Raw genomic sequence first — 15,039 nt, forward strand, 5'->3', positions numbered from 1 at the left:
TGGGCCCGCAACGAAAGCACAGGTTATGCCCCTCTCCAGCGCCCCGGCCGACACAACACACCACCTTTTCCGCAACGCCTTCCGCTCACATCCTGCCGGCGTTGCCATAGTGACCGCGGCCAGTGAAGTGGGGCCTGTGGGGCTCACTGCCTCCTCCGTAGCATCGGTGTCCGCCGAGCCGCCGGCGCTTTCCTTCTCCCTGTCCGGGAGCAGGTCGGCCGAGCAGCTGATCCAGGCCGAAACAGTGGTGGTCCACATGATGGACGCCGGACCGTTGGACCTGGTGAAAACCTTCTCCAAGCCAGGTACAGAGCGCTTCACCACGGCCATGGACTGGGCCACGCTGCCCACGGGTGAGCCGCTGCTCCGAGCAGCACCGTGGGCGTTGCGTTGCCGGATCACGCACCGTGTACCGGTGGGTACGTCCATCCTGTTGGCCGCAGAGGTACTGGAGATCCTCGGCCAGCCCGGCACAGCAGACCCGCTGGTCTATCACGACCGGTGGTTCCACCGGCTCACGGACGCGTCCCGCATCGGCTAGAAACGCCCGACGGCGGATGGTCGCCTGGGTGACCATCCGCCGTCGTGGTTCAACGGATGGCGCTTCCCGTGTGTTCGGACAGCGAGGCAAGCAACGCGTCCTGAAAGCGATGATCGTGGACCGACGGGTGCGGTTCAAGGGTTTTCCGGTGGTACCAGTACTGGCCGGTTCCGTGCGTTTCCGGCCCTGAGCCGGCTGCAAGCCAGGCTTGCGTGAGGTGTCCCAGCCGGAGATCGTCGGGGGCGCCTGCTCCTCCCATGCGGGTGGGCATCCATCCCGGATCCACAGCATCGGAACGGCCACGTGGTGACGCGGCTGGCGCACGTGACGGATGAGTAGTGCGGGGCTTGGTTTCCTGTCGCGTATGCCCGGTCCGGATTCCGGGCAAAATTTGTGGAGTTGAAGAATCTTCCCTAGGGTGCAGAGCATGCTAAGTATGCTTAGCATTTCGGCCATCGGTCGAATACTGCTGGTTTTGCCCATCCTGAGGAGAAATTCATGGCGGAAAAGAAGAACAGCATCGACATTCCAGGCGTGCCGGGAAGCGAACCGGCCAGCCTGGAAGAACCCACGACACCCAGGGAACCCTTGCCGCCCAAGCAGGATCAGCGCGGACCCGAGGCGGTTTCCCCGACCGGTACGCCCACGGGAGCCCCCGCCACCTCCCGCGCCCAGTCAGGCCAGTACCTGACAACAGCCCAGGGTCTCCGCCTTCGCGACACCGACCACTCGCTGAAGGCAGGTGCGCGCGGTCCCATTCTGTTGCAGGACCACCACCTCCGGGAAAAGATCACCCACTTCGACCACGAGCGCATCCCGGAGCGTGTGGTGCATGCCCGCGGCGCGGGAGCCCACGGAGTTTTCCGCTCCTACGGGACGGCCGCCAACATCACCCGGGCAGGGTTCCTGGCCAAGGATGTCGAAACTCCCGTCTTCGTCCGCTTCTCCACCGTCCTCGGCTCCCGCGGTTCAGCGGATACGGTCCGTGATACCCGCGGCTTTTCGACGAAGTTCTACACGGACGAGGGAACCTATGACCTGGTAGGCAACAACATTCCCGTCTTCTTCATCCAGGACGGCATCAAGTTCCCCGATGTCGTGCACGCCGCCAAGCCGCATCCGGACCGCGAAATTCCGCAGGCGCAGAGTGCCCACGACACCTTCTGGGACTTCGTCTCCCTGCACACCGAGGCGCAGGCGCACACCATGTGGAACATGTCCGACCGTGGAATCCCGCGCTCCTACCGGACCATGGAAGGCTTCGGCGTCCACACCTTCCGGTTCATCAACGACGAGGGCCGCACCACTTTGGTGAAGTTCCACTGGAAGCCAAAGCAAGGCGTCCAATCGCTGGTGTGGGAAGAAGCGCAGATCATCAACGGTATGGACCCCGACTTCCACCGCCGCGACCTGGCCGACGCCATCGAGGCAGGTGCCTATCCGGAATGGGAGCTGGGGGTCCAGACGTTCCCGGACACCGAGGACCAGATGTTCGAAGGGATCGATTTGCTGGATCCCACCAAGTTCGTGCCGGAGGAACTGGCGCCGGTCCAGCCCATCGGCGTCATGACCCTCAACGCCAATCCCACCAACTACTTCGCCGAAACCGAGCAGGTGGCATTCCACCCCGGCCACCTTGTCCCCGGGATCGACGTCACCAATGACCCACTGCTGCAGGTACGCCTCTTTTCCTACCTGGACACCCAGATCTCACGCCTGGGCGGGCCGAACTTTGGACAGATTCCGATTAACCGGCCACAGACTCCGGTCAACGACATGCTGCGCGACGGCATGCACCAGCAGGCAGACCACAGTGGCGTTGCGCCGTACCGCCCCAACTCCCTCGACGGCGGCTGCCCGTTCCACGCCGGCCAGGACATGGGAGCGTTCATCGATGTCCCGGAGGAACTCGCCGCGTCCCTCAAGGAACGCCGGAACCCTGCCTCCTTCGACGACCACTACAGCCAGGTCAGGCTGTTTTTCCGCAGCCTCAGCCCGATCGAGCAGGACCACGTGATCCAGGCTTACACGTTTGAGCTCGGCAAGTGCTACGAGAAGTCGATCCGCGAACGCCAGCTTGCAGCTTTGGCCAACGTGGACGCTGGATTGTGCGCCGCGGTAGCCAAGGGCCTCGGCCTCCCTGCGCCGTCTGCAACCGTCGAAGTGCCGGAGGTCGAACCCAGCCCGGCGCTGTCGCAGGTCGGGAAGACCTGGCCCGTCGCCGGCCGCATTGTCGGAATTCTGGCCGACCAGGACAGCGACCTTTCTGCGGTGGCCGCGGCACGGAAAGCCCTGGACGCAGAGGGCATCGTCCCGCTGGTTATCGCCCCGGAAGGCGGCTTCCTGGGATCAGAGAACGACGGCGGGATCCCCGTTCAGCGTACTTACCTCACCGCCCGCTCAACAGAGTTCGACGCCGTCATCGTGGCCACGGCCGCCACGCCGGCTGCCGATGCCGAACCCGGTTTGGACGCCAAGTCCGGCACTCCCGCCGGCACCTTGGATCCGCGGGCTGGATTGCTCCTTGGTGAGGCTTTCCGCCACGCAAAGGCCATTGCCTCCCTGGACAGCGCCGCATCGGCCGTGACGGCAGCAGGTATCCCGCAGGATGCACCCGGCGTTGTTGCCGGAAAGGATGCAGACGCCGTGGTGGCAGAGTTGACGGGCCTGCTGGCTGCCCACCGGGCGTGGGAGCGCTTCCCGGCAGCATCGGTCTGAGGGCCACCGGCAGCGCACCAGGGGTAGTTCGACGGGGGCTCCCATCGGTCCAACCGGCGAGCATCAACCAGCAGCTTCCATAGCTTGCGGGAGGATGTTGCCGGCGGCCGGTGGGGGGGTTGCGCCGGATCCATTTGCGTAACCCCTCGACATCGTTAATAAGGTTCCTTATTATTAAGTCTTGATCGGTTTCACCTTGTAAACAGGCTGGGCAACCGGGAATGTGCCGGGGCAGCCAGTCGTCTTGAATCCTGGGCCTCACGCCTTCCGGGCACCCGAGGTCCTCTGCGTATCACATTCCTTCGCGGCCTGATGGCGCGCGCCTCCAAACAGCTTCGCGGATGCCACGTAAGGCCCTTGGGATAAACCAAGGAAGAGAGCGAAACAGTGAAGGCAGTAGTTTACAAAGGACCAAACGATGTCAGCGTCGAAGAAATCCCCGATGCCAAGATCGAACACCCGGCCGATGTATTGGTGAGGATCACCTCGGCCAATATCTGCGGCTCGGACCTGCACATGTACGAGGGCAGGACGAGCTTCGAACCGGGACGCTCCTTCGGACACGAGAACCTGGGGGAGGTGGTTGAGGTTGGCCCCGCGGTCAGCAAAGTCAAAGTGGGTGAACGGGTGGTTCTGCCCTTCAACATCGCCTGCGGATTCTGTAAGAACTGCGAACGCGGCTTCACGAACTACTGCCTGACCATGCAGCCCGAGCCAAAGCTTGCCGGCGCTGCCTACGGTTTCGCGGATATGGGTCCCTACCAGGGTGGGCAGGCTGAGTACCTCAGGGTTCCCTACGGCGACTTCAACTGCCTGCGGCTGGGGGAGGACGCCGAGGAGAAGGAACTCGATTACGTCATGCTCGCAGACATCTTCCCCACAGGCTGGCACGCAACCGAAATGGCAGGCGTCTACCCGGGCGACTCCGTGGTCATTTACGGCGGCGGACCGGTGGGACTCATGGCCGCCTACTCCGCCATCATCAAAGGTGCAGGCAAGGTCATGGTGGTGGACCGCCAGAAAGACAGGCTGAAGCTGGCCGAACAGATCGGCGCCATTCCCGTCAATGACGCCGAAGTTGATCCTGTGGAGTTCGTCAAGGACCAGACCATGGGATTCGGCGCGGACCGGGGATGCGAATGCGTGGGTTACCAGGCCCACGATCCCGAAGGCAACGAACACCCCAACCAAACCCTGAACCGGCTCGTAGACTCAGTCCGCTTTGTGGGCGGCCTGGGTGTGGTGGGTGTCTTCCTGCCGCAGGATCCGGGTTCCCCCGACGAACTCGAGAAGCAAGGCCAGGTTGCCTTCGACTACGGAAACTACTGGTTCAAGGGTCAGACCATGGGCTCGGGCCAGTGTCCCGTCAAGAAGTACAACCGCGCACTGCGGGACCTCGTAGCCGGCGGAAAGGCCAGCCCGTCCTTCATCGTCAGCCACGAGTTGAGCCTTGACGAGGCTCCAGAGGGCTACCGGAACTTCGACAGCCGGGAAGACGGCTGGACGAAGGTTGTCCTCCACCCAGCCGGAGTCTGAGGGACTTTTCAGATGTCTGAACAAGCAATGTCCAGAACGGGGTACTGATGCGAGCAATGGTTTATCGCGGCCCATACAAGGTCAGGGTCGAAGAGAAGGACATTCCCAAAATCGAGCATCCGAACGATGCGATCGTCAAGGTCAGCGCGGGCGCCATTTGCGGCTCCGACCTGCACCTGTACCACGGCATGATGCCGGACACCCGGGTTGGCATGACCTTCGGTCACGAGTTCGTGGGAACTGTCCACGAAGTGGGCTCGTCCGTGGAGAACCTCGCCGTAGGCGACCGTGTCATGGTGCCGTTCAACGTGTACTGCGGTTCGTGCTACTTCTGCTCCCGGGGACTGTACTCGAACTGCCACAACGTCAATCCGAACGCGACGGCGGTGGGCGGCATCTACGGCTACTCACACACCTGCGGTGGTTACGACGGCGGCCAGGCCGAGTTCGTCCGCGTACCATTCGCGGACGTGGGACCTTCAAAGATTCCCGAATGGATGGAGGAAGAGGACGCGGTCCTGCTGACCGACGCCCTGCCCACCGGCTACTTCGGCGCCCAGCTTGGGGACATAGTGGAAGGCGACACCGTAGTGGTATTCGGCGCCGGCCCAGTGGGACTCTTTGCCGCCAAGTCGTCCTGGCTGATGGGCGCGGGACGGGTGATCGTCATTGACCACCTGGAGTACAGATTGGAGAAGGCACGCAGCTTCGCCCACGCCGAGACGTACAACTTCACCGAGTACGGCGACATCGTGGTGCACCTCAAGAAGGAAACCGACTTCCTGGGTGCCGACGTCGTTATTGACGCCGTGGGGGCCGAGGCCGACGGAAACTTCCTGCAGCACGTCACCAGCAGCAAGTTCAAGCTCCAGGGCGGCTCTCCCATCGCCCTGAACTGGGCTATCGACTCCGTAAGGAAGGGTGGCACGGTCTCGGTGGTAGGCGCCTATGGTCCGCTTTTCAGTGCCGTGAAGTTTGGCGACGCCATGAACAAAGGCCTGACCCTGCGCATGAACCAGTGTCCTGTGAAACGTCAATGGCCCCGGCTCTTCGAGCACGTCCGCAACGGGTACCTGAAGCCGAGCGACATTGTCACGCACCGCATTCCGCTTGAACATATCGCGGAGGGCTACCACATGTTCTCCGCCAAGCTGGACAACATCATCAAGCCGCTGGTTGTCGCCGGCCAGTCCTGAAGGGAAGCGCACCTTGACTGAAACAGCCACACCATACGTCGCCAGCAAGTCTGGCTTGAAGGAGTCCGCAGAGGCTTTGCGGGCCCGTATCCCGGGGTGGGGCGCCGACCTCGACCCCGCTGACCGCCCCTCCTACCCCCGCGAACAACCCGGCATCGAGACGGGTGCGCGCTGGGATTTCCCGGAACGCCAGCCGGAGAAATGGCCGCGTGAAAGGTCGGTGGAACACGCCTTCCTGCCTCCGGTTTTCGGGACGTCCACGCCTCCGGCCGGAGTCTCGGGAGCTATCCGGAAGTACGCCTACAAGTACAGCGAGGGCCGGGCAGCCCACTGGCTGCTGCTCGTCGCAGCAGACAGGGTTGACGCGTTTGAGCACCACCTCCGCTCATTCGCCACCCTTCGGCCCGACAACCCCATTACCGAGACGGGGGTGCTCAGTGAGTTCACCCGTGGAGGGGTCCGTTCCCGGGTGGGACAAAAGCGCACCGACCTCAGCCACCAGTGGATGGATCCGATCATCGTCGGCGCCCCCTGGGTACTGGCGGCAGGAGGCCTCGCAGCCATCCTGCTCCGTGGATTGCGGAAACGCAGAGCCTGACAGGCCCTGCAGCGCTTACCATACAGGTGCCGCCAGCAAACACATGCTGGTGGCACCTGCACGTCAGCCTCCGAGCCCTTCTTGAAGGGTTGCGGGATTCATGACTGGAGGCAGACCAAGGAAGGGATAGACGGCAGGACCACTGCTGCAGGGGCCCACGCTGATACCCCTGTTACGCCGCCTGACCCCGCCTTGCCCTGCAAAGGCTCCTGCCGTCTAGGCTGGCTTTGGCACAACTCCCAACCGAGGATGACGGAGAACACCATGACCGAAGCAAGTACCCAAGCCCGCGCAGAACAACTGAAAGCCCTTCATGAGGCACCGGAAATCCTGAGCGTGGTCAACGTGTGGGATGCCGTCAGCGCAACCACCATTGCCGCCCTCCCGGAAACCAAGGCAATCGCTACGGCCGGGCACTCCATCGCATCGGCGTTTGGCTACGCCGACGGAACCATGCCGCTGGATGTCGCACTGGGCGGCGTGGAACGAATCGTCAAGGCAGTTGACCTCCCGGTCACCGCAGACCTCGACGACGGTTACGAAGACCCTGCCGAAACCATCCGCCGGGCGATTGCGATCGGTGTGGTCGGTGCCAATGTGGAAGACCGCTTGCGGCCCTTCGACGAAGCTGTCTCCCGCGTGCGGGCCATCGTCAAGGCAGCGGACGATGAAGGCATTCCCTTCCAGTTGAACGCACGTACCGACGCCATCGCCAGGGGCGGCGACCGGCCGATCCAGGAAAGCATCGACGACGCCATTGCGCGTGGCCGCGCCTTCCTCGATGCCGGAGCCTCGCTGGTCTTCGTTCCCGGCGCCCTGACGCGTGATGTCATCGAACCGCTGGTGGAAGGACTCGGCCACGGCAAACTTTCCGTGATCGGTGCACCGGGAGCACTGCCGGCCGCAGAACTGCAGCAGCTCGGAGTAGCACGCGTTTCCTACGGACCTTTCACCCAGCGTGTTGCGCTGCGTGCCCTGCAGGATCTCGCCACGGACCTGTATGGCTCGGGCGTCATCCCGAAGGACACCCCTGCACTGAACTAGGACGCAGTCCAGAACGCCGGAGCCGCAGCCCCATCACAAAAGGTAACCTCCCGCCGTCGTGCTCTGCTGGTGGGCATATCGTGGGCAGTAGCCGCCGCCAGAGACGTGAAGGGAATCCGCATGCCCAAGCCCGACCAGCCGCTCCTCAAGCTTGGCTTCCTCACTATCGGCCTGTTTGATGCCGCTGACCCGGCGGCAGGCCACAGGTCCACGCTGGAGGTCATCGAACTCGGGGAGCGGCTCGGGTTCGACAGCGCCTGGCTGCGGCACCGGCACCTGCAGTTCGGAATTTCGTCCCCCGTGGCCGTGATGGCCGCCGCCACCCAGCGCACGTCCAGAATTGAGCTGGGCACGGCGGTGACCCCGCTCGGCTGGGAAAACCCGCTTCGCCTGGCGGAGGACCTGGCCACGGTGGACCTGTTGAGCGGTGGGCGCATCAACCCCGGAGTCAGCGTCGGGGAACCGATGAATTACGACACCGTCAGCCACGAGCTCTACCCGGACACCGCCGGCACGGAGGACTTCAGTTACGCCCGCGTGGAACGGTTCGCGCGGCTGGTCGCGGGAGACAAAGTCAGGGACTTCTCCGGTAAGCAGGGCGTGGTGGAGGAGTTCTCCAACCGCGTGGAACCGCACTCCCCCGGTCTCCGGGACCGCCTGTGGTACGGCGCCGGCAGCCTCAAGTCAGCCATCTGGGCGGGAGCGAACGGCTTCAACCTGCTCTCCAGCAGCGTCATCTTCCCCGAAGAAGGGCAGGAGCCGGACTTCGCCCGTGTCCAGCAGGCGCAGATCCGTGCCTACCGCGAAGCATCCGGCAACAAGGGTCGCGTGTCCCAAGGCCTGGTGGTGATCCCCACCGACTCCGCAACAGATGCACAGCGAGAAAAGTACCGGCGCTACGTGGACGAACGGACGCCGCGCACCACAACGCCGCAGGGTCCCAAGCGCATGATGTTCGCCCAGGACCTTATTGGCACCAGCGGGGAAATCGCGGATCAGCTCTACGCCCACCAGGGCTTCCAGGAAGTCGACGAGGTTGCCTTCGCGCTGCCGTTCAGCTTCGACCACGAGGACTACGTGCAGATCCTGACCGACATCGCGGAAAGGCTCGGCCCGGCCTTGGGGTGGAAGCCGGCGGGTTGATCAGTCCACAAACTCCGATTGCGTCTCGATGAAGTCCCAGTCCCGCTCCGTCAGCCCGCCGCCGAGGCTGTCCGGGTGGGGTCCGCCGGCCTCGGCAATGTGTTGCAGGACCTGTAGCGGGAGCTCCTCGGCGCGCAGGTTTTCGCGCAGCCATTCCTTGCTGGCCAAGGGCAGGTCCAGCCACCACATGAAGATTTCCATCGCACGCCACCTTCCACTGGAGACCCGGATCAACACCCCGGATTAACCGTAGGACGGGCCGGATTCACCAGCAAGAGTTCCCGGCAAACCCTTGTAAGCAACCCGGTCCGGGGCCAATCTGTACGTAGGGCCCGGGCAATGGGCCGCTACAAGGGACCCGCGATGGACTGTGACATCGAGCTGGAGATCGGCGCCGGCTCTGCACGCGGTGAATATACGGTGCACGTGGTCCGTGCGCCGGCGGGAGGCCACGCCTCCGGCGTCTTTACCCTGGATGTCGACGCGATCATTGAACGGCTCCCCCAGTTGGAGGCCACGGTCCTCGCGTCTGCGGTCGCGGCGCGGAGGACGCTGCCGGTGGCCGAGGTGGCGGTCCGGGACGTGGGCCGGCAACTCTTCCAGTCGCTGTTTACCCGCGAGGTGTACGGGACATACAGGGCCAGCCTCGGCGCGGCCCAGCACGCCGGCCAGCAGCTTCGCGTGGTGCTGAGGCTCGCCGCGCCGGAGCTTGCGACCATGCCCTGGGAGACGCTGTTCGACCCCGAAACGGAAACGTACCTCTGCCAGACCGAACCCTTGCTGCGCCACGTTCCTGCCCCGGATTACCATCAGAATCCGCTGGATGTCGCTCCCCCACTGAGGATCCTGGGCATCGTCGCCTCGCCCCGCGACCTCCCTGCCCTGGACGTCCAAGCGGAAAAGGACCACCTGGGCCGCGCCTTGGCCGGTCCTGTGGACGAGGGGCGGGTGGAACTTGTCTGGACCAGGAGCGGCACGTGGGACGACATCCAATCCACGCTGCTTTCCGGACCGTGGCATGTGGTGCATTTCGTGGGTCACGGCGACTACGACTCACGCACCGACGAAGGCAGGATCGCTTTGGTCGGCCAGGATGGCCGCGCGGCCATGGTGCGTGCCGTCAGGCTCATGGCCCTCCTCAGCGTCGCCGCACCGCGCCCGCGGCTGGTGGTCCTTAACTCCTGCTCTTCAGGGGAGATGGGCCAGAGCGATCTCTTCTCCGGCACGGCATCATCACTGGTCAGGAGCGGTATCGGGGCCGTGGCTGCCATGCAGTTCGCCATCAGCGACTACGCCGCCATCGCCTTCGCCCACGGCTTTTACGCAGCCATCGCCAACGGCCGCACCGTTGATGAGGCCGCACGGATCGGCCGTATCTCCGTGATGGCCAGCCCGGACGGCACCCTCGAATGGGTCACGCCCGCCCTCTACGTCCGGGGCGGTTCCACGCAACTGTTCACCCTCAACGGCACCCCGCGCGCGGCTGCTTCTGCGGAAGGTACGACGCCGGTACGCACCGTACCGGCCCGGCCCACCCCAACCGATCAAACCGCGACGCCGACCGGCACCTTGACCGGGCAGCCCGCCTTCGCACCGGGGCAGGACGTCCCGCACCAGCAGGCGCGCCCCGCCCGGAAAGCGGACCAACCGGTCCCTGCACAAGATGCAGCCGAAGCCCGCAGGCGTGCCCAGCTGCGTGCACTCTACGTCCAGGCATCAGCGGAGTTGCGGGCACGGCGGTTTGAACCGGCCCTTGAATTGCTGGAGGACCTCCTGACCCTCGAGCCGGACTACCGGGATGCCGCAGCTTTGAGGGACAACGCCCGGAAACGGCTGGAGCTGACCATGGCCTACCGTGCGGCGCTGGAAGCCGAGGAGGCCGGGGACTGGCTGGCTGCCGCAGATGGCTTTGCACAGGTCGAGGACGACCCTGCCTTCCCCGACGCGGCCCAGCGAAAAAGGGACTGCGAGCGCCGGCAACGCGTCTCCGACCTTCAGGGTGAGCTGCGCTACCACTCGTCCCTGGGTGCGTGGGAGGCGGTGGTGGACGTCGCACAGGAACTGGCCGGAGTGGATCCGAAGGCTGCCGACCCGGATGGTCTTGCCACGGCTGCCCGGGCGGAACTCCGGAAGACCGAGGACTCGGAAGGGGCCGCCCCGGTTCAGAAAGAGGAAGAACGTGGATCCTTCACGGCCATCGACCTCCCGCCGCGAAAACCCCGCCCGTCCCGTCCGTCAGCACCGACGGATCCAGCCGCCGGTACCCGCCCCACCACGCAACCAACCCAAGCCAAGGCACCCGCGGGAGTTCCGCCGTCGGGCGTTAAGGGCGTTAAAGAAGCCGTCCGGAAGGAACCGCCGCAGTTGGCCGCTTCCCCGCTGGCCTGGGCCGGTGCTGTGCTGGCGGCCGCAGGCGCGGTTGGCGCAGGTTTCGCGGTGTTCTTCATCTGGTTCGACACGTATTTCTGGCAGGACGTCGGCGGCGACATCGTGCTCCGCATCATCTACGGCGTGGTTACTGCCTTCGGGTATCTGCTGCTGGTCATCGCCGGGCTGCCGGACAACACCGGCCAGGGTCGCCTGGCGATGGCCGGACTGGTGCTATCGCAAGGGGTCTTCGGGCTGGCGGGGCTCAACTACACGGTGGAAGCGGCCACGGTCTACGGCAGTTTCGCGGTGGCAGCATTCGGCCTGTGGGCGGGTTTGCTGGCCATGAAGTATCCGGCGCAGCAGACCCTGGCCTGGCTCCTGCTGCTGCCCACGGTGTTGCAACCCATCATTTGGATCCAAGGGAAAGGCGTTTTCATGGAGAGCTGGTACATGACGCAGGCGTTGCCGTTGCTGCTGCATCTGGTGCTGCTGTGCGGTGTTGGTATTGCGTTCTTTGTGAATGCCCGGCGCCTGCGGCCGGCTGTGGGTGCGGGAACCGCGCCATGAGCCGGCTGGTGGAGTTCAGCACCCACGACGGCGGCACGGTGGTTGTGGAGGTGGCGAGCACCGCCGGGAGCCTGGTGACCAGGGGTGGTGACCACGTCGGGGACCACTCGGGGGTTTTTGCACGGGCGCAGCAGACGTTCGAGCGTGCCCTGGCGCATGTCCGTCCCGCCGTGCAGGGTGTGATCGATGAACTGCTGAGCCTGGAAAACCGGCCGGACCAGGTGAGCGTGGAGTTCGGGATCGACCTTCATGCGGAGGCGGGTGCGTTCATTGCTTCGGCCAGCACGGCGTCCAACTTCAGGGTGAGCCTGACCTGGAACAAACCTGACCCGCCCGCCCCACCCCCCTCACCCAAGTAGGTCGCATTAGTGCGCGTTTTGAGCGCTCATAACGCGCACAAATGCGACCCAGTTGGGTGAGCTTGCGGCCTGTTCAAGCACATGCCGCGGCGCAACAATGTAGGTATGGCTGCCGAGAATTTCCGTGGACGGATTCCGCTGGTGGTGGGTGTCCTGCCGGATCAGCACGTGGAGGTCCTGCAAACCGCCCGGACCCTGGCCGAGCAACTCGGCGTGCCCTTGGTGTGTGCTTACGTGGACGAGGCGAGCTACCTGGTTGAATGGGATCCCTCCCGGGAAACCCACAGGATGTCGCTTCATCCAGAGAAGGACGACGAAGACATTGCCGCCATGCGCGGTGATCTGGGACGGGTCATCGGAGAAGCCATGGATGGCGGTTCCGCCGACTGGACCCTGCGTTTGCTGGCCGGTGATCCTGCCCGGGCCCTCGGCCGGCTTGCGGCTGACATCGATGCTTCCATGATTATTGTCGGCACCCCGGAACCCGGCCTGGGGCACCGCATTTCCGAGGCGTTGAATGGCTCTGTGGCCGCGTGGCTAAGCCATCATCAACGCCGTCCCGTGCTGATCGTTCCCCAGAAAAGGCGGCCGGACAGCCCACCGAAAAACTAAAGTGAAAGTACTTATTCATGTGGGTGGCAATGCCGTCCCGGCCCACGTAGAGTAATGACTGCAGGTCAGCGAAAGCGCCTGCTCAAAGGCTGCTCCGGAGTGCGTATCCCCCAATAACGCACTCCGGAGCTTTTTGTTTAATACCCGGCGTTTCCATGGGATCGTGGCGTACCGCCACCACCTTCTTTGACGCACAAACGGCCCCGACACGCCGCTGGGACGGACGTGTCGGGGCCGTTTCGGTTCAAAGTTGGTGGCGACGGTACAAGCGTACGACGGCGGCACTCACCTCAGGCGCGAAGGCCTACCTCACGAAGGTGTACAGGAGGGCTGCCATCCCGAAGCCCACAATGGACAACACCGTCTCCAGAACGGTCCACGTCTTCAGGGTGTCCTTCACGGACATGTTGAGAGAGCGTCGGGCAACTACCGACGCTCTCTCACCTAAACCCCCTTTCTGGGGAACGCTCTCTCACCTCCCGACGCGTTGAGCCGACGCTCTCTCACCCAACGGGAAGCCCGACGGCGGCACTCGACCTGAGTGCCGCCGTCGGGGTTTTAAGGGTGGTTGGCCAGGGGCCGTGTGCCGCCACCACCTACTTTGGCCCGGCTCCCCAGACGACACGCCGACTTTTCCCGCGACCTCGACGGCGCCGGGCTTCAAAGTTGGTGGTGGCAGTACGGCGCTTACGGTTCCGTTTAGTCCGGCGGCGTGTCTGTGGGCTGCTTCTTTGCGCGGCCCCTAAATCCTAGGATCAAGAAGGTGGCTCCCATGGTTGCAAAGGCTATCCAGGCCGGGTTTCCGATGACGGCCATGGCCACCGCAAGGACTGCGAAGACGATGCCCACAGGCAGGAATGCCGAGCCCCCGCGTTGATCCTTGTTCGCCGTCGGCCCTGATGTTTGCTCTGTGTCCCCATTCACCCTCGTGAGGCTACGGTCCCTGCGCCCGCGGCGCAAAGTACGGCTCAAGAAGCGAGGCGCTTTGGGGTGAGGTTTGGCGGGACAGCCGGGACCCGTTGGCGTTTGGCGTACACGCGGGAACGTTGGCTGGAAAGTGCCAGCAGCACCAGAATGTCAGTGGCCAAGCCCACCAGCCCGGCTTCCAGGGTGATGCTGGTGGTTCCGGTGGAGGCATCAATGGCCTGGACCACGATGGAGACCGAGCTCAGCCCCATCGCGATCACGCGGGCACCATTGCTGCCAAGGAAGATCCGCCACGCCAGGAACACCTCACCCAAGCCGAACACCAGGACGGCGATACCCACGAAGGTGACTGCCGCCGTCGTGGTTTGCGCATCCGCCGGACCGTCTCCAAGGGTGACATCGGCTAATTCGCTGGAAGAGGAGAACAACGTGACCGCCAAAGCGAGCGCGGCGAGCGCCCTCACCACCACAAGGGCGGCACCGACGATCGTGGGGGCGGGCCGACGGTCCCGGCTGTCCGTCTGCTGCGGCGCGTTGGGGACGGACACCGGAACCGAGCGGGCGTCGACGACGGGAAGGTCACCGTCCGTGGAGATGGAATCGCCGCCCCCATTCCGCGAGTGGTAACCCGTGGAGAAGTCCTTAATGACCCGCACGGTGACCGCAGGCTCGCCCTCGGACACTGTCCGGACAATGTGGTTGCGCTCAACGTCGGTATTCTGCTCGATCTTGTGCGTGATCTGCAGGGTGAACAGGGAGAAGCCGACGCTGCGGTCGTAGGTTCCGGCCGCAAGCCAATCCACCTTGTGTCCACCAGGGAGCATCCACCCCTCGGGGCAGCGCCAAAAGCGCACATGGTGCCGTTTGCCGGGGTTGTTGTCCACTTCCTGCTGGTACGCGAAGTCCTGTTGCCGGTCGAAAAGGTACAGCGGACTGACCGGAGCCTGCTCGTAGCTTTGCCGCAAGAGCGTGGAGGTGACGATGCGGCGGCTGCTGGCAAAGGTGACGTCGTCCGCGATGGTCCAGCCGGCACGGTTCATGATGGCGTGGATCTGCCGTTCGGTCCCAAGGAGTGCCACATTGACGGGATCACCAAGCAGTCCGTCGCTGGTCCGGGCCCGGCCAATGAAATAGCCCGGCACATAGATCGTGGTCAGGATCCGGTGGAGGCGCGGCAAAAGCAGGTAGGCAAGGAACGCCCAGAACACCAACCAGGACCAAAGCTGGCCCCAGCCGAGCTGGAGGCTTTCGCCCGCCAACAGGAATGCCAGCCACACGGCAGCTGCTCCGGCCAGGACAAAGAAACCGTGGTCCAGCCACGTGTCCGTGGCTTCCTTGCTGGGTGCCTTGTACATGGATGCTCCCCCGGATTCCGTTCCTTAAGCTTCGGGGTTGTGAAGTGGGATGTACATGGGTGGCTCGACAAAC

At 64.2% G+C, this 15,039-nt stretch carries 14 protein-coding genes; 10 read left to right on the forward strand and 4 right to left on the reverse strand.

Annotated elements, in window-relative coordinates; genetic code table 11:
* The first annotated feature begins 25 nt into the window (after positions 1-25).
* On the forward strand, positions 26-541 hold the full coding sequence (locus ACPFL9_RS20475) for a flavin reductase family protein (RefSeq protein ID WP_426004884.1): 516 nt from the start codon (positions 26-28) through the stop codon (positions 539-541).
* A gap of 49 nt (positions 542-590) precedes the next feature.
* Here ACPFL9_RS20475 and ACPFL9_RS20480 read toward each other — a convergent pair whose 3' ends face one another.
* Positions 591-812, reverse strand: a complete 222-nt coding sequence (locus ACPFL9_RS20480) for a hypothetical protein (protein WP_426004885.1) — start codon at positions 810-812, stop codon at positions 591-593.
* A 227-nt stretch (positions 813-1,039) separates the two neighbouring features.
* On the opposite strand from ACPFL9_RS20480, the gene ACPFL9_RS20485 reads away from it, so the two are divergent.
* The 6 genes from ACPFL9_RS20485 to ACPFL9_RS20510 all read left to right on the forward strand — a co-directional run bounded on the left by ACPFL9_RS20485 (position 1,040) and on the right by ACPFL9_RS20510 (position 8,776).
* Positions 1,040-3,259 carry a catalase gene (locus ACPFL9_RS20485; RefSeq protein ID WP_426004886.1) on the forward strand — a complete coding sequence of 740 codons (2,220 nt, stop codon included), beginning with the start codon at positions 1,040-1,042 and terminating at the stop codon, positions 3,257-3,259.
* Positions 3,260-3,646: 387 nt separating this feature from the next.
* Complete coding sequence (locus tag ACPFL9_RS20490) at positions 3,647-4,795, forward strand: glutathione-independent formaldehyde dehydrogenase (protein WP_426004887.1); 1,149 nt, start codon at positions 3,647-3,649, stop codon at positions 4,793-4,795.
* A gap of 47 nt (positions 4,796-4,842) precedes the next feature.
* Positions 4,843-5,991, forward strand: coding sequence for a zinc-dependent alcohol dehydrogenase (locus tag ACPFL9_RS20495; RefSeq protein WP_426004888.1), 1,149 nt, complete (start codon positions 4,843-4,845; stop codon positions 5,989-5,991).
* 13 nt (positions 5,992-6,004) lie between these two features.
* Entirely contained in the window at positions 6,005-6,589 is a 585-nt protein-coding gene (locus ACPFL9_RS20500) for a hypothetical protein (protein ID WP_426004889.1), read from the forward strand.
* Between the two features lie 264 nt (positions 6,590-6,853).
* Positions 6,854-7,633 (forward strand): isocitrate lyase/PEP mutase family protein, encoded by a 780-nt coding sequence (locus ACPFL9_RS20505; protein ID WP_426004890.1) that lies wholly within the window; start codon positions 6,854-6,856, stop codon positions 7,631-7,633.
* 120 nt (positions 7,634-7,753) lie between these two features.
* Positions 7,754-8,776 (forward strand): LLM class flavin-dependent oxidoreductase, encoded by a 1,023-nt coding sequence (locus ACPFL9_RS20510; protein ID WP_426004891.1) that lies wholly within the window; start codon positions 7,754-7,756, stop codon positions 8,774-8,776.
* On the opposite strand, the gene ACPFL9_RS20515 is transcribed toward ACPFL9_RS20510, so the two are convergent.
* Positions 8,777-8,977 (reverse strand): hypothetical protein, encoded by a 201-nt coding sequence (locus tag ACPFL9_RS20515; protein ID WP_426004892.1) that lies wholly within the window; start codon positions 8,975-8,977, stop codon positions 8,777-8,779. It abuts the gene before it with no gap.
* 138 nt (positions 8,978-9,115) lie between these two features.
* Here ACPFL9_RS20515 and ACPFL9_RS20520 point away from each other — a divergent pair, with 138 nt between their 5' ends.
* The 3 genes from ACPFL9_RS20520 to ACPFL9_RS20530 all read left to right on the forward strand — a co-directional run bounded on the left by ACPFL9_RS20520 (position 9,116) and on the right by ACPFL9_RS20530 (position 12,684).
* Positions 9,116-11,713, forward strand: a complete 2,598-nt coding sequence (locus tag ACPFL9_RS20520) for a CHAT domain-containing protein (protein WP_426004893.1) — start codon at positions 9,116-9,118, stop codon at positions 11,711-11,713.
* Positions 11,710-12,072, forward strand: coding sequence for a CU044_2847 family protein (locus ACPFL9_RS20525; RefSeq protein WP_426004894.1), 363 nt, complete (start codon positions 11,710-11,712; stop codon positions 12,070-12,072). The genes ACPFL9_RS20520 and ACPFL9_RS20525 overlap by 4 nt, the downstream gene beginning before the upstream one ends.
* Before the next feature lie 105 nt (positions 12,073-12,177).
* Positions 12,178-12,684: a universal stress protein gene (locus tag ACPFL9_RS20530; protein WP_426004896.1), complete on the forward strand. Its 507-nt coding sequence runs from the start codon at positions 12,178-12,180 to the stop codon at positions 12,682-12,684.
* 304 nt (positions 12,685-12,988) lie between these two features.
* Here the strand turns inward: ACPFL9_RS20530 and ACPFL9_RS20535 are convergent, their stop codons facing one another.
* Both ACPFL9_RS20535 and ACPFL9_RS20540 read right to left on the reverse strand, forming a co-directional pair.
* A complete protein-coding gene (locus ACPFL9_RS20535) occupies positions 12,989-13,084 on the reverse strand; it encodes a hypothetical protein (RefSeq protein ID WP_426004897.1) in 96 nt (31 codons plus the stop codon).
* Between the two features lie 568 nt (positions 13,085-13,652).
* Positions 13,653-14,966, reverse strand: coding sequence for an LssY C-terminal domain-containing protein (locus ACPFL9_RS20540; RefSeq protein WP_426004898.1), 1,314 nt, complete (start codon positions 14,964-14,966; stop codon positions 13,653-13,655).
* Positions 14,967-15,039 lie beyond the last annotated feature (73 nt).

This window comes from Paenarthrobacter sp. NyZ202, from assembly GCF_049860755.1.
In the GTDB taxonomy this organism is placed as follows: Bacteria; Actinomycetota; Actinomycetes; order Actinomycetales; family Micrococcaceae; genus Arthrobacter.

What these genes read in the sequence shown, in the direction of transcription:
- ACPFL9_RS20520 (WP_426004893.1), top strand. Translation starts at nt 9,116, where the DNA reads ATGGGCCGCTACAAGGGACCCGCGATGGACTGTGACATCGAGCTGGAG.
- ACPFL9_RS20480 (WP_426004885.1), bottom strand. Translation starts at nt 812, where the DNA reads ATGCCCACCCGCATGGGAGGAGCAGGCGCCCCCGACGATCTCCGGCTG.
- ACPFL9_RS20510 (WP_426004891.1), top strand. Translation starts at nt 7,754, where the DNA reads ATGCCCAAGCCCGACCAGCCGCTCCTCAAGCTTGGCTTCCTCACTATC.
- ACPFL9_RS20485 (WP_426004886.1), top strand. Translation starts at nt 1,040, where the DNA reads ATGGCGGAAAAGAAGAACAGCATCGACATTCCAGGCGTGCCGGGAAGC.
- ACPFL9_RS20530 (WP_426004896.1), top strand. Translation starts at nt 12,178, where the DNA reads ATGGCTGCCGAGAATTTCCGTGGACGGATTCCGCTGGTGGTGGGTGTC.
- ACPFL9_RS20525 (WP_426004894.1), top strand. Translation starts at nt 11,710, where the DNA reads ATGAGCCGGCTGGTGGAGTTCAGCACCCACGACGGCGGCACGGTGGTT.
- ACPFL9_RS20515 (WP_426004892.1), bottom strand. Translation starts at nt 8,977, where the DNA reads ATGGAAATCTTCATGTGGTGGCTGGACCTGCCCTTGGCCAGCAAGGAA.
- ACPFL9_RS20495 (WP_426004888.1), top strand. Translation starts at nt 4,843, where the DNA reads ATGCGAGCAATGGTTTATCGCGGCCCATACAAGGTCAGGGTCGAAGAG.
- ACPFL9_RS20475 (WP_426004884.1), top strand. Translation starts at nt 26, where the DNA reads ATGCCCCTCTCCAGCGCCCCGGCCGACACAACACACCACCTTTTCCGC.
- ACPFL9_RS20505 (WP_426004890.1), top strand. Translation starts at nt 6,854, where the DNA reads ATGACCGAAGCAAGTACCCAAGCCCGCGCAGAACAACTGAAAGCCCTT.
- ACPFL9_RS20540 (WP_426004898.1), bottom strand. Translation starts at nt 14,966, where the DNA reads ATGTACAAGGCACCCAGCAAGGAAGCCACGGACACGTGGCTGGACCAC.